The organism is Jannaschia pohangensis (genome assembly GCF_900113875.1).
In the GTDB taxonomy this organism is placed as follows: Bacteria; Pseudomonadota; Alphaproteobacteria; order Rhodobacterales; family Rhodobacteraceae; genus Jannaschia; species Jannaschia pohangensis.
Window position 1 is genome coordinate 1 of sequence record NZ_FORA01000012.1, and the last position, 13,515, is coordinate 13,515.

Consider the following 13,515-nt stretch of genomic DNA (forward strand, 5'->3'; position numbering starts at 1 on the left):
GGGGGGGGGCTGATCCCGGCGGTGGGCATTCCGAACCGCAGGGCCGTCAGCGAGGTGTCATACATCTCCAGCGCGGCGAGCATTTCGGCGCGCGAGGCCTCCACATCGTGGCCCGAGGCGATCAGGCAGGCGTTCTTGGACATCCGCTGGGCCAGCATCCGCTGCCGGCCGGCGATATCGATGGTCAGCGCATCGGCCTGCATCAGGGCGGCGGGGTCGGCATAGCGGCCCGAGATCAGGCTGACCATGTGCTGTGCGATCTTCAGAAGCTCGTCCGACACGGCTTCGATCTGGAAGGCTTCCTCGGCCGTGATATCGCCTGCGATCGCCGTGTCCAGATCCACATGCAGCGGATCCCAGACGGCATGCAGCGCCTGGATATCGGCCAGGATCTTGCGGTTGGTTTCGGCGCCGAAGATGCCCAACTCGTCGTCGCCGTGTTCCAGCGCCGCGATGATGCGATCGTATTCGGCCACGGCGGCGGCGATCATGGGCACGCTCTGGTCCAGGGCGATGCCCGCGGCCTCGTTGCAGGCGGAGGCCGCGATGCGCTGGCTGAGCATGCGCAGCTTGCCCGACATGTCGATGCGTGCCCCGCCGCCCACGTCCTGGATGAACTGGGCGTCGAGCACGACAGGTGCTTCGGTTTCAAGGGGCGTGCCCGTCATGGCGGCCGCGGGCAGGGCGGTCATGCATGTCAGGCCGATCATGGCCAGGCTCTGGCGGATCGAGGGGGGAGAGAAATAAATCATACTGGTTCTCACGTTACTTGTTCATATTGGGTCACGATGTCCGCCAGGCGGGCTTTGGTCTTGGCGCGGTCTCCCCTGGGACCGCATCTTTGGGTTCGGACCTCGGAGCCCGAGGTCACATCAGGTTCTGGACGTTGATCCCGAAGGTGACGGCACCGATGACGGCGCCGGTGTCGGGGTCCTGGATCGGCAGGGAGGCCTGGGACTGGTAGAAGCCCGTGCTGTCGTCGAATTCGACATCGCTGATGTGGAGCGCGTCCGGTCCGACACTGTAGGTTTGCTGCCACTTGGCCTCGTCACCTTGCCAGTAGTCCGATGTCTCCACGCTCTGCGCGACGTTCAGGCCCTTGTTGTCCATGACGAAAACCTCGGTCACGAAGCCGGCGGTCGCGGTCTGCTGCTGTGCCAGCCACTGTGAGACGGGGTCGTTCAGAAGCTTCGCAATCAGCGGGCCGTCACCGGCGGCCGCCTCGGCGCGCCACTGCTGGTCGAGGGCGATGATATCGGCTTCCGAAAGATCGGCGTTCTGGCTGTTCTGGGCTCTCAGTGCTTCGATCAGGGCCGGATCGGTCAGCCATTCGGCCAGCTCGGTGCGGGCATAGACTTCGAGCGGGACGCGATAGACGCCGTCCTGACCCGGGGTCGCGATCAGATAGAGCGTGATGGCGTTGTTCATCGCGACCGACAGGTCGCGCGACAGCTGTGCAGAGGCGACCACGTCTTCGGGGGTCGGCGTCTGTCCGGCCATGACCGCATCGAAGATGCCGTGGTTTTCCTGCCAGACCCCGTAGGTCGCCGAGAGACTGGCCTTGATGGCGTCACTGGGGGGCGGCTTGACGCCGGCGGCGGGCATTCCGTCCCGCAGCGCCGTCAGGGACAGATCGAACAGCTCGACCGTCGCGGTCAGTTCCTCCAGGGTGCCTTCGGAGGCCGTTCCCGCCGCCAGCTCGCACATGTCGCGGGTCATCCGCTGGACCAGCATCCGCTGGCGATCCGCGAAGTTCAGGACCGTCGCATCGCTCTGCATCAGTTCCAGCGGGTCGGAGTACTGCCCTGACACATCCGCCGCCAGAATGACGGTCTGGTCGAACAGGGGCTTGTAGGAGGTGCGGATCACGGCCGTATCGGCCTGCGACCCGGTCCCGTCCAGCAGATGCGCGATGGCCTCATCCATAGGGTTCCACTGGCTTTCGGTCTCGTGGATCACGTTGAGCAGGCGGGCCCGCTTTTCCGCGCCTGGCATGCCCATGATGTCGCTGCCGTTTTCCAGTGCCGCCAGGATCGCGCGGAAATCGTCGCGGAAATCGGCCAGTTCCTGCGTGGCCGTTTCCGTCTCGATGCCCGCGCTCATGCGGCAACTTGCCGAGGCGATCGCCTCGCTCAGCGCCCGCAGGCTGGCCGAGCGGTTCACGCGGGCCTTGGCGCCGTCATAGACCGCGGCGTCGGTCTGCTGGGCTGCGGCGGGTGTGGTGCCCAAGGACAGGGCCCCAGCCACGGTCAGGCCGAGTGTGCAGGCCAGGGTGGCCAAGGCCGTGGTGCGGCGAAGTAGATGGGGCATGATCTCGTCCTTGCGGTTGATGATGGATTACAGACCGAGCTTGCTGTCCTCGGCATAGAGTTTGGCCAGGGCGGCCATCCGGGCCGTCAGGTCGTTGAGCGTGGTGAAGATGTGAAGCTGCCCGGCGTCGTCGGGGATGGTCCCGTCGAGCACCGCGACAAGCTGCGGGCGCAGGGTGGCCCAGTCGGCGGCGATGCTGTCCAGACCGGCGGCGATTTCCGGGGTCGGAGGCGGGCTGACGCCGGCGGCGGGCATCCCGTCGATCAGGGCGGCCAGGGTCACGTCATAGGTCTGCAGGGCGCCGCGCATCTCGTCGCGGGCCGCTTCGGTCTTCAGACCGATCTTGACCATACAGATGTCCTTGGCGATCTCCTGGGTCAGCATTTCCTGACGCCCGACGATATCGAGCATGACGGCATCCGATTGCATCAGGATCGACGGATCGGCGTATTCACCCGAGACCACGCTGACCATGTGGCCGGTCAGCTTCAGAAGCGGCAGCGACCCGTCGACCAGCGCCGTGACATCGGCGTCGGTGGGGCCATCGGCCAGGATGGCGTCGACGTTTCGGTGCAGCGGGTCCCAGATGTCGTGGACGGCCTTCACATCCGCCAGGATCATCCGGTCGGTTTCCGCGCCGAAGATGCCCAATTCCTCGTCCCCGAGGATCAGGGCATCGAGAATCCGGTCGAAGGCGGCGGTCGCATCGCGCAGCAGGGGACGGCTGACATCGGTGGCAATGCCCGCGTGATAGGCGCAGGCGGCGGTCGGGATCTGCTGGCTGAGCATGCGCAGCTCGCCCGCGTAATACATCCGCGATGCGGCGCCTTCGTCGGGCACGAACTGCGCATCCGTCAGGATCGGCAACGGATTATCGACGGCCGACTTGGAAAAGGCGGGTTCGCTCAGCGCGGCCAGGCTGGCCAGTCCGGCCAGGGCGCGGCTGGAGACATAGGACAGCGGGCCCACAAGGGGCGAGGATCCGCCTGCATCGGAAACGCCCGAGGACGCCACCGCAAGGGTGGCGTCCTCTGTGTTGTTCTTTGGCGTCCTGGAAAACATCGTTACATCCTTTACTCGTCAAATCCCGAAACAGCGGGCATCCGGGGGGTCAGAGGCCCAGTTTGCTGGCCTTTGCGTAATCCGCCGACACCGTGTTCATGGCGGCGGTGAGATGGTTCATCTCGCTGTAGACATGCTCGCGATCCGCGTTCGACAGGACGGTCCCCGTGGCGACCTGCTCGAGCAGGGGGCGCACCGCCTGCCAGCGTCCGGCGATCTCGTCCAGACCGGTGCGGGTCGCGTCGTTGGGAGGGGGGGTCACGCCGACTTCGGGCATGCCGTTCTGCAGGGCCCCCATCGACAGGTCATAGAGCGCCATGGCTTCGGCCAGCTCGGTGCGGGCGTCGGCAGCGTCGATCCCTTCCATCGCCATGCAGGCGGATTTGGAGATGATCTGCGGCATCATCCGCTGGCGACCGACGATGTCGAGAACCACGGCGTCCGCGGCCAGAAGGGCGGTCGGATCGGCGTATTCCCCGATCAGGTCGCCCACCAGGGCCTGGGTGATGTCGAGCAGCTTGGGCGCGGCCTGAACCGTGTACTGCACCTGGTCGATCGACGGATCGTTCGCCTCGACCATGGCGCGCATGTCGGTCTTGATGGGCTCCCAGGCGGTGTTCATCTGGTTGATGCGGCCCAGGACGCGGCGGTCGCGCTCGGGGGCGCGGATGCTGATGAAGACATCGCCATTCTCGAGGGCGTTCATGATGCGGTTGAACTCACCGACCGAAGCCTGGAGGTAGCCGATCGATTCCCAGCCACCGATCCCGGCGGCCCAGTTGCAGGCCGAGGCGGGGATGCGCTGGCTGAGCATGCGCAGCTTGCCGGCATAGTCGATCCGCTCGGATCCGTTGACCTCGACGATGCGGGTCACGTCGACGGCGGGTGCCGGGGCGCTCGTGCTGGCGCTGGTGTCCTGAATGGCGGACAGGTGGTTCGTGCTGCCGTTGTTCGCGAAGGCGGCGGTGGCGCAAAGGGCGGTGGCGCAGGCAAGGGCAGTCGTGCGCAGAAGAGGCAGGGGAAAGGGCATCTTGGTTCTACCTTCGGATAAGGAAGAAAATCGGAACGATCCGATGGAAACATCGGGGGTGAGGCACTCATACAAGACAGGGTGTGCGGGGCCATTCACGTGGCCCCGCAGATCTTGAAGGGTCTCAGCCGGCAGACTGGATCCACACTTCGACGCGGCGGTTGATCGCGCGGCCGGTGTCGGAGCTGTTGCAGGCCGAAGGGGCGATCTCGCCGAAGCCGATGGCGGCCATCTCGACACCCGCCAGCTTGTCGCCGGCAAAGGCCTGGAGCTCGGTCATCACCTGCTCAGCACGTGCGACCGACAGGGTGCGGTTGCTGTCGAAGGCGCCGATGTCATCGGTGAAGCCCACGAACATCAGCTTGGCGTTCTCGGGCTTGTTCTCGAGGTACTCGACCAGGCGGGCCATATCGATCACGGCCCGTTCGTCCAGCTTGGAGGCACCGGTGCGGAAGCGGAACGTGGTGGACAGGCGGTCATAGTCGACCATCGTGCCCAGCATCTCGCGCATCAGGCCGCCCTCATAGGCGTCGGCTGCGGGATCGAGCAGCTGGCGGGCACGGTCGCCGTCCAGCGGCTGCGGGCGGCTTTCGACACCCAGGTCGATGAAGCCCGACTTCAGGACCACTTCGTCGGCATCCTTGGACATGGCATAGGACAGGAAGTCCTTGGCCTGATCGGAGGCGGCGTCCGCGCGGTTGTAGAGATACAGGCGACGCTGCAGGGCGTATTCCTCGGTCCGTGCCGAGAAGGCATCGGGGACCATGGCCAGGCCGCATTCGTTGACCAGGGTCAGGGCCTTGGTGCCGCGCTGGAAGGCATAGCCGGTGTAACCGATGGCTGCGGGGTCTTCGTTGACCAGGCGGGCCACTTCGTTGTTGTCGTCGGCGACAAGGGCGTTCGGCGCGGCGGGAGCATCGCTGTCACCCAGGACGTTGCTTGCGAAGACCGCGTGGGTACCCGAGTCGGAGGACCGGTCGATGACCTTGATCGGCAGATCGGGGCCGCCGACCTGCGACCAGTTGGTGATCTGGCCCGAATAGATGCCGGCCAGCTCGACCATGGTCAGGCGCTTGACGGGGTTGTCGGGGTGGGTGACGACCACGATCGAGTCGATGGCCACGATATGCTCGTTCTCGGGGCTGACCATGTTGCCGGCGCCGGAGTCGCGCAGGGCGCGGGCTTCGTTCGGGGTGATCCGGCGCGAGGCCATGCCGATTTCGGCCGACTTCTCGAGCAGGGCGCGGAATGCGTCGCTGGAGCCCGAGGAGCTGACCAGGTAGGAGCCCAGCTCGTCGCCGAAGCCGCCGTCGCCGACCATGGAGGCCAGCAGCTCGTTTTCCTTGCCGGTGGCGGTCGCCGTCACTTCGGCGTCGAGGAAGCCGCCGTAGCCTTCCAGCAGCAGGGGCATGATACCCAGGCCGACCGTGTCGGAGCCTGCGAACTGCAGCCCGGCCTTGGTCGTCTCGATGACGGGGCAGGCGGCACCTTCACAGCGCACGCGGGCCGCCGACAGGCGAAGCTCGCCCAGGGCCGTCCGGATGACGTAGCTGTTCTCGGTGAAATCGACGAATTCGCCGACGATGTTGATCGTGCCGTCCGACGAGATCAGGTTCACGTCTTCGGCGGCAACAGCCGTGGGGGCGAGAGTCGGAAGCAGGGCTGCTCCGGCCAGTGCGAGGCCGCGGAGGGTATTGCCCTTCGAAAACCGGTTGAGTGTCATAGGTCCATCTCCTCAATGTACTCGGTACGCCGTCAGGACAGCGTGTTTTTTTGCCCAATGCCGGCGTCTGCTGCGACGGGTGTCTGGACGATACAATCGCGAAGATGATGGGCTTTTTTGCTCAATTTGAGGCAAAATAGGGAAACATTCTGTCCTCTTGAAAAAAGGACAGGCACCAAAAATAGGCTTTTCTATTCAGGTGGTTATTCTGTTTTCGGGCGGGGCTTTCCCGGGTGAAATCAGGATTTCCGGGTGATCCGCACCCAGGCCGTCTGGATTTTCGCCAGATTGCCGGGGGCGAAGGCCATGGCCAGCCGTCCCCCTTGCGCCCCGCGCGCCAGGCCCAGGGCCGGGGCGGTGCTGCCCATGTGGGGCAGCCAGATCGTCAGGGTCGGCGCGGCGGCGTCCTTGCCGCTGTCGGCGCGCGCGACGAGGTCGCCCAAGGTGGCCGCGATCTCGGCCGGGGCGTCGGGCTCTGCGGTCTCGGTTCCGTCCGCGTTCCGCATCAGGCTGGCCGTCAGGTCGGCCCCGCAGCGCGTCAGCAATCGCGTGATGTCGGGGATGCCCGGATCGTCGGCTTCCAGGTCCCAGGCGGCGGCCAGCTGGCGGACGCCGATCCCGCCTTCGCTCAGGTCCGCCCCCGCCCCCTCGGGCCGGGGTGTGGCGATGACGGTGATCGGGGCCACGGCCTGCAGCGCGCCGGCCACGAAGCGGTCGAACAGCGCGCCCACGGTGCCGGCATCGGCGTCGGTTTCGGCGTCCAGCGCCCGGCCCAGAAGGTCCGGATCGGCGCCCAGTTCGTCAGTGGCGGCCAGGATGCCGCGCAGGCGTCGGCCGCCCGCGATCACCGTCAGCCGGCCCGAACGCGGCCCCTCGCCGCCATAGCCGAAGACCAGCCGGGCGGTCAGGACCGTGTCGTCGATCTCGTCCAGAAGGGCCTGCAACAGGCTCTCGCGGGTGGCGCCTTCGGGCGCGGCCAGGACGCGGCCGGTGACGGTCCATTCCTCGTCGGTGCGGGCCAGGCGGGCCAGCTTTTCGCGCAAGGCATCGGTCATGCGTCGTCCCCGTCGTCGTCTGTTTCGGGGGCGGCGATCCGGACCAGGCAATCGCGGGCTTCCTCCACGAAAGCCGACAGATCGAGGTGGGGATCACAGATGCAGCACAGGGCCTCGCTGTCCTCGGTGGGCAGGCGCAGGAAGACCTGCACCCGGTCGGGGGCCGTGGTGATGGCCACATCGCAGGTCTCGGGCGGGGTCAGCGGATTGTCCTGCAGCGCCGCGGCGGCCTCCTTGCACAGGGCGTTGAGGGCCTCGCGCGGGGTGGATGCGGCGGAATTCGTGACCAGGACCATGCGGGACGACAGGTCGGCATAGGCCACCACCCGGCACGCCCCGTGCCTGGCTGTCAGCCCATCAAGCAGCTCAGCGACCATGCCCTGTCATTCCCGTGTCAAACCCCGTTCGACACCACAGCTATGCCATGACGCGCCCAGAGGAAAGAATCCCCGTGCATCAATGCCGACACCCCGCCCCCGAGGGACGGGGGGCGGGGTGCAACCCGGACGGATCCGGGGGCAGAGGGGTCTGTCAGACGGCGGGCCGGGGTCGGCTGCCACCGGCGGCGCGGACGCGGCGGGGCACGACGCGGGGGGCGGCGGGCTCTGCGGGTTCGGCCGGTCCGGGTCGGGACAGATGGGCGGGGGCGGGCTCGGCCGGGGCCGAAGCCGCGCTGGAAGATGCGGGGGCGGCAGGATCGATCATCGCGGTCTGCAGATGGGCGATCAGGTGATCGGCGAAGGCATCGGCGCCGCTTTCGATCCACTTGTCCGGGTCGTCGGCCGCAGCCAGCGCCTGGGTCAGCGAGATCGGGAAGATCGCCTCGAACAGGCCCTCGGTCTCGGCGGTGACGCGGTGCAGCACCTTGGCGCGGTCGCGCTCGGTCGTGAGCTTATCGAAGCGGGTGATCAGCAGGACGCTGCGCTCGCGCACCGACTCCGGGATCATCTCCCAGACGGCGGATTCGGACTGGCGCCAGGCCTGGGTGGCATGGGTGCACCACAGGATCATGTCGACCTCGTCGAGCACGCGCTCCCAGACGACGCTGTCCATGTTGGGATCCGAGATGCCCGGAAAGTCGATCAGGTCGCAGTAGTTCAGGATCTCGGCATCGAGGAACATGCGGATGACCCGGGTCTCCTCGACGGGGACGGATTCGATGTCTTCCAGCAGGATCGTCTCTTCGGTGCCATCGGTGCCCACGCGGTAGGGCAGGCCGGTGCCCTTGGCGATCCAGACCGGCGACAGCCGCGTCGCGGTCACCTTCTCAGGCAGCGGACGCGCCCCCAGAAGCAGGTTCGACAGCGTCGATTTGCCGGCCGAGAATTCGCCCATGATCGCGACACGCGGCTTGCGCAGCTTGTCCACCTGGGGCTTGCCGGGGATTTCGTCGACCTCGACCGGGTCGGCGTCGGAGAAAGGGCTCATCACGGTCATTGGTCGTCGTCTCCGGTGCTGATGTCGTCGATATCGAGTTCCTCGAAGATGAGGTCGAAGAGCTGTTCACGCTCTTCCTGGGCGGAAACCCCGAAAAGCCCGTGCAGTTCTTCCAGGCTGATCTGGGCCTTTTCGCAGATGTCCCACAGGACGCCGCGCTGTTCGGACAGGAATTCCTCCAGCCGGGCCTGGGCCATCTCGCGGATCTCGCGGGCCTGTTCGATCTTGAGCTCGTTGACCATGGGCGCGGTTTCCGCCTCGATCAGCTCGTGAAAGCCCTGCGCGAAGGCGCGGTAGCCGCGACGGCGTCCCCACCAGCCCTTCCACCACGACGTCTTGAGGTCGAGGGCGATGGTCTGGGCCAGGGTGACCGGCGGCGGGGTCTCGGGGGCGGCGGGCGCCTCGACCTGGAAATTCTCGGCCTGGACGTCGAAGATGCGGCCATAGGCGGTCGTCAGTTCCAGCGCGGCCGAGGAATAGCAATCGTCGCAGCTGTTGGTGAAATTGCGGCGCATCACCTGATAGCTGGTGCGCATCAGCATCCGCAGGCCGTCGGCGCTGTAGTTCCAGATCTTGTCCTGACCCTCGGTCTCGAGGTGTTGCAGCAGCGATTCCAGCGCCCGCTCCAGAAAGCGGTCATGGACCTGATCGACCCGTTCGGAAAACTTGGAGAAGACGGCGTCCAGCTTGGTGTCGAGTTCGGCCACCATACGCTTGCGGATGCCGTCGAGCAGGGCCGCGACCTCGTCGTTGGACATCTTCTGCACGTCGCCGTCGCCGGTGCGCAGCGACACGATCGTCGAGGAGGCGCGCAGGCCCGCGACATAGTTGGCGGCCCGCTTGCGGATCGTCGACAGGATGCGTGCGCCCGAGCTTTCGACCACCCGCTCGGAGATGGCGTGATAGAGGGCGGGCAGGCCGGACAGGGTCCAGACCATGTCGGCCACATCCATGTCGGCGGCATCGGCCCCCAACTGGTCGGCGGCATAGGACTGCAGCGCCGCGGCGCTGTCATCGACCATGTCGTCGACGCCCTGGGTCAGGACCGCATTGGCCCAATAGGCGCTGCCGAAGATGATGGCGGCGCCTTCGGGGCCGTCGTTGCGGGCCAGGGTGTCGACCAGGCTGGCGCGGATTTCGGGAACCTGCGCGGCGGGATCGGGCAATTCGTCGATGCGGTTGACGAAGATGATGACCTGGCGCGATTTCACGTTCGAGATCAGCCGGATCAGGCCCATGTCGGTGGACGACAGCGCCTGATGCGCCGACAGGACGACGACGCAGGTCTTGCTGTCGCGCAGGGCGCGGATGGTGATCTGCTCGCGCATCATGAAGGTGTCGTTCACGCCGGGCGTATCGCGGATGCACAAAGGCATCGGCAGGCCTGGGGCCTGCAGGAACAGGTCGGCGGACTTGGTGATGTCGGCGAACTGGCCCTGCTGTTCCTCGCGCGACATCTCGTCGAAATCGTCGCCCATGCAGACGTAGCGCTTGATCAGGCCGTCATCGATCTCGCCGTAGTCATGGGTCTGGCCGAGCAGCAGCTCGAACCGCTTGCCCAGACGCTCGCGGGTCTTTTCGCGCATCTTGGCGACCTGCTCGCGCAGCTTCTGCAGCTCCTGATCGGCGCCGGCACGGGCCGACAGCTCGCCGATGCGGCCGCCGTTCTCGACCAGGTGATCCCATTCGTCGCGGTCGAAGAACCGGAAGATCGCGCCCGGATCGCCCGGATCGCGCGGTGTGTTGAGGTGCAGCGAGGTCACGACGGAGGTCCAGGGGTTCACGTCGGCGGGCAGCAGGTCGGGATGACCCGACATCGCGTTGACCAGGGTGGTCTTGCCCGACTTGATCTGGCCGATCATGGTCACCGAAGGCTCGAAGGCATCGAGTTCGACCATCAGTTGGCGGACCTTCTTGCCGACTTCGGTGCCGCCGATGGCCTCGATGTCCTGCAGGATTTCCTGAAGCGCCTCGACCTCCTCGCAGAAGTCGTGGAGCGGGTCGAGACCGTGGCTGAGGTATTCGGGAACCGCGCCGGCAAAGATCGGCGCCTGCGACGCGGCTGCGGGCAGGTTCACTTCCAACACTTCGTCATCGTTAATCTTCGACATTTCCATCGGATAATCCTCGGGCGAACCTATGTGCGGGGCCATGACCGGAGTCCGGAGGTCCGGAGCGGGCACAGGCGCAGTATCTCAGCGTCGAAGATGCCCACCGGCATTGTTCAGGATATGGCTCAAAAAAGGTGAAAATTGGGACATTGGAACCTTTGTGCCGGGATTGATGCCGGTTCGGGTCCAATGGCGGGGCCGGATCGGGGCATTGCCCGCCCGGCCCCACCGAGTCTCAGTGCAGCGTCGCCCCTTCGAGATGCAGGCCCTGGTGCAGGCTGCGGCGCAGCTGGATCATCAGGCTGATCGCTTCCACGGCCGAGCTGTCGGTCTTCTCCATCTGCATCAGCTGCAACATGTCGGTGGCTTCCATGGCGCTGTCGCGCAGGGAGATCAGGACCGGATCGCCAGGGGCTTCCACGTCGTCGAGATGGTCGCTGAGCCACTGCATTTCCCGCACCGACCGTTTCATGATGGCCGCCGGGACCATGTCGGTTTCGGCCACCAGTTCCGCGCCGGTCTTCGACAGGCGGGCGATGGCCGCCTCGAAGGCGGCGCGCGTGGCTTCGGAGGGGCGCAGTTCGGCGGGCAGGCTGTCCGCGGGCCTGGCGGCCTTCGAGACCGCGGGGTTCGCGATCGGCGGCAGCGGTGTCGGCACCATGGTCGGCTCGCTGGCCATATGGGGCTGGCGGGCCGGGTCGATGCCGTTGCGGCGCAACAGGATCTCGGCCTGGTCCAGCATGGATTGCCGGCCGGTCTTCACCTCGCGCAGGACCGTCGAGATCAGGGCCTGACCCCCCGAGGCGCGGAAGCGGTCGCGGTCGACATTGCCGTCCTCGCCCCGTGCGGCCAACGCTTCGGGCGTGTCGATGGGCAGGATGGCGATGAAGTCTTCGCCCACGGCCTCTTCGAGGGGTTCCAGCGCGGCGGCCCGGGCGTCCGCATCTCCGAATTCCTCGGCATGGGTGACCAGAAGGACAGCGTGATCCTTGAGAACCTCGGGCATGGCGTTCCAGATGGTCCGCTCGGGCGCGCGATACCGACGGGTGCACCAGATGGCGACATCGGTGCGCTTGGCGGCCCAGAGGGCGGCGCGCGTCAGCTCTTCGTCACTGGGTCCGGTGACGACTTCCAGAAGGGAGATCTTGCCCAGGGCGGGCAGGTCCATCTTCTGTTCGACGAATACCGGGTTGAAGGCAGAGATGATCTCGGGCGTGGCCTCCTCGAGGATCTTGACGGTGCCGTCGGGCAACGTGATCCGGGCGCGGGGCGTGACCGTGGTTCCCTGCACCAGCTCCAGCGTGGGCAGGCGGACGCCGTCGGGGACGATGTCGGCCCCCGCCAGAAGGGCCAGGACGCGGGATTTGCCCGACCCCGGCGGCCCCATGAGCGTGACGCGCACGGGGGTTTCCAGCCGGGTGAGGATCTTCTGGGCGGTCGCACGGGCGTCCTGGGGCAGTGCGCCCTCGGAAAGGGCCCGCGCCAGGGCGTCCTGGATGTCGGGGTCCTGTGCCATGCTCAGGCCCCCACGGCGATCTTGCGGTCGCCCTCGTCATCGTCGTCGTCCTCATCGCTCGCGGCCGCGCCGTCAGCCTTGGCGTCGTCTTCGACCGTATCGAGGCTCACGGCTCCGGGCGGGATCGTGGTCTCTGTCGCGGTCAGGCCGGGATCGATGGCGTCGGCCTCGGCCTCGGACGTGTCCTCGGTGGTCTCGGCCGTCTTGTCGGGCACCACGCGGGTATAGCTCTGGCCCCGGTAGCTATAGGTTTCGAGATGCTCGCCGGGTCCGGGCACCTGCCCGTCAGAGGCGGCGACCACCGGTTCGGCGGGGGTCTCTTCCTTGGGATCGGGGCCCTTGGGCCCATCCGGCAGGACGGCCACACGGGTCGTCAGCATGCGGTCGGCTTCCACCAGGCCCGTGGGCTTGGCGACGATCTTCCGCTCGACCGGCTTCATGTGGTTCAGCTTGATGACCGAGAAGGAGATGTTGTCCTGCTCCGGGTCGCCCAGATCGTCCAGCGCCTCCAGCAGATAGCCCGCGATCTCGGCGGCCTTCTTGCGGCGGTACTTGTACAGCAGCTTCTGGATCTTCGCGTTGTCCAGATACTGCAGACCATCCGACGAGACGACGACGATATCGCCCATCTTCAGTTCGAAGGGTCGCGACGGGCAATCCTGCCGGGCCACGCGTCCGCCCAGGATGACCGAGGTCAGGCAGTTGCGGTCCGGGTGGTTCTGGGCGTCTTCCCTGGAGATCAGGCCCTGCTCGACCATGAAGTCGATCTGCGGGGCCAGCGAATGATCCTCGTTGAGCTGCTGCAGCTTGCCGTCCCGCAGCAGGTACAGCGGGCTGTCGCCGATCGACATCCAGTACATCCGGTGTTCCACCAGCACGAGCGACACCAGGGTGGCGCCCATGCCGTGGGTTTCGGGATGATCCTCGACATGCTCGCGCATGACCTGGTTGGCGCCTTCGGCGGCGGCCTTCATGTAGCTCGGGATCTCGGATTCGAATTCCGCGAAGTTGGCGCTCTGGAATTTCAGCTCGCTGTAGACTTCGGTCACCACGATCTTGGAGGCGACGTCACCGGCGGCATGGCCGCCCATCCCGTCGGCCAGCACGGCAACGCCGCTGTCCATGCCGAAGGGAAAGTCGGTGACGATCGCGTCTTCCTGGTAGCTGCGGCCACCTTGCGCGATTGCCGAAGCGGCGTCGTAGCGGGGTTCAGGCGATCGCCACATCTTCGTTCTCCTCCCCATCGTCGGTGTCCTTGGTCTCGGTGTCGG

The 13,515-nt window shown here is 66.4% G+C and carries 11 protein-coding genes; all 11 read right to left on the reverse strand.

The window, feature by feature from the left end; all coding sequences use genetic code 11:
* Window positions 1-710, reverse strand: a 710-nt coding sequence (locus tag BM002_RS18760; protein WP_175484973.1) for a type IV pili methyl-accepting chemotaxis transducer N-terminal domain-containing protein, incomplete at its 3' end; no start/stop codon positions are given.
* Window positions 711-867: 157 nt separating this feature from the next.
* The gene (locus BM002_RS18765; protein ID WP_092785169.1) at window positions 868-2,310 is read right to left on the reverse strand and encodes a type IV pili methyl-accepting chemotaxis transducer N-terminal domain-containing protein; all 1,443 of its coding nucleotides are present in this window, start codon (window positions 2,308-2,310) and stop codon (window positions 868-870) included.
* A gap of 27 nt (window positions 2,311-2,337) precedes the next feature.
* A complete protein-coding gene (locus tag BM002_RS18770; protein WP_092785172.1) occupies window positions 2,338-3,372 on the reverse strand; it encodes a type IV pili methyl-accepting chemotaxis transducer N-terminal domain-containing protein in 1,035 nt (344 codons plus the stop codon).
* 49 nt (window positions 3,373-3,421) lie between these two features.
* Window positions 3,422-4,402 (reverse strand): type IV pili methyl-accepting chemotaxis transducer N-terminal domain-containing protein, encoded by a 981-nt coding sequence (locus tag BM002_RS18775; protein ID WP_092785176.1) that lies wholly within the window; start codon window positions 4,400-4,402, stop codon window positions 3,422-3,424.
* 124 nt (window positions 4,403-4,526) lie between these two features.
* Window positions 4,527-6,125 (reverse strand): phosphate ABC transporter substrate-binding/OmpA family protein, encoded by a 1,599-nt coding sequence (locus BM002_RS18780; protein WP_092785179.1) that lies wholly within the window; start codon window positions 6,123-6,125, stop codon window positions 4,527-4,529.
* A 239-nt stretch (window positions 6,126-6,364) separates the two neighbouring features.
* Window positions 6,365-7,180 (reverse strand): hypothetical protein, encoded by an 816-nt coding sequence (locus tag BM002_RS18785; RefSeq protein ID WP_092785182.1) that lies wholly within the window; start codon window positions 7,178-7,180, stop codon window positions 6,365-6,367.
* Window positions 7,177-7,557 (reverse strand): hypothetical protein, encoded by a 381-nt coding sequence (locus BM002_RS18790; protein ID WP_139212426.1) that lies wholly within the window; start codon window positions 7,555-7,557, stop codon window positions 7,177-7,179. The genes BM002_RS18785 and BM002_RS18790 overlap by 4 nt, the downstream gene beginning before the upstream one ends.
* Before the next feature lie 154 nt (window positions 7,558-7,711).
* Window positions 7,712-8,617, reverse strand: a complete 906-nt coding sequence (locus tag BM002_RS18795; RefSeq protein ID WP_245749328.1) for a dynamin family protein — start codon at window positions 8,615-8,617, stop codon at window positions 7,712-7,714.
* A complete protein-coding gene (locus BM002_RS18800) occupies window positions 8,614-10,734 on the reverse strand; it encodes a dynamin family protein (RefSeq protein ID WP_245749329.1) in 2,121 nt (706 codons plus the stop codon). The genes BM002_RS18795 and BM002_RS18800 overlap by 4 nt, the downstream gene beginning before the upstream one ends.
* Window positions 10,735-10,963: 229 nt before the next feature.
* Window positions 10,964-12,244, reverse strand: coding sequence for a GTPase family protein (locus BM002_RS18805; protein ID WP_092785188.1), 1,281 nt, complete (start codon window positions 12,242-12,244; stop codon window positions 10,964-10,966).
* Window positions 12,245-12,246: 2 nt separating this feature from the next.
* Complete coding sequence (locus tag BM002_RS18810) at window positions 12,247-13,470, reverse strand: PP2C family protein-serine/threonine phosphatase (RefSeq protein ID WP_092785191.1); 1,224 nt, start codon at window positions 13,468-13,470, stop codon at window positions 12,247-12,249.
* Window positions 13,471-13,515 lie beyond the last annotated feature (45 nt).

What these genes read in the sequence shown, in the direction of transcription:
- BM002_RS18765 (WP_092785169.1), bottom strand. Translation starts at nt 2,310, where the DNA reads ATGCCCCATCTACTTCGCCGCACCACGGCCTTGGCCACCCTGGCCTGC.
- BM002_RS18770 (WP_092785172.1), bottom strand. Translation starts at nt 3,372, where the DNA reads ATGTTTTCCAGGACGCCAAAGAACAACACAGAGGACGCCACCCTTGCG.
- BM002_RS18800 (WP_245749329.1), bottom strand. Translation starts at nt 10,734, where the DNA reads ATGGAAATGTCGAAGATTAACGATGACGAAGTGTTGGAAGTGAACCTG.
- BM002_RS18795 (WP_245749328.1), bottom strand. Translation starts at nt 8,617, where the DNA reads ATGACCGTGATGAGCCCTTTCTCCGACGCCGACCCGGTCGAGGTCGAC.
- BM002_RS18790 (WP_139212426.1), bottom strand. Translation starts at nt 7,557, where the DNA reads ATGGTCGCTGAGCTGCTTGATGGGCTGACAGCCAGGCACGGGGCGTGC.
- BM002_RS18775 (WP_092785176.1), bottom strand. Translation starts at nt 4,402, where the DNA reads ATGCCCTTTCCCCTGCCTCTTCTGCGCACGACTGCCCTTGCCTGCGCC.
- BM002_RS18785 (WP_092785182.1), bottom strand. Translation starts at nt 7,180, where the DNA reads ATGACCGATGCCTTGCGCGAAAAGCTGGCCCGCCTGGCCCGCACCGAC.
- BM002_RS18810 (WP_092785191.1), bottom strand. Translation starts at nt 13,470, where the DNA reads ATGTGGCGATCGCCTGAACCCCGCTACGACGCCGCTTCGGCAATCGCG.
- BM002_RS18805 (WP_092785188.1), bottom strand. Translation starts at nt 12,244, where the DNA reads ATGGCACAGGACCCCGACATCCAGGACGCCCTGGCGCGGGCCCTTTCC.
- BM002_RS18780 (WP_092785179.1), bottom strand. Translation starts at nt 6,125, where the DNA reads ATGACACTCAACCGGTTTTCGAAGGGCAATACCCTCCGCGGCCTCGCA.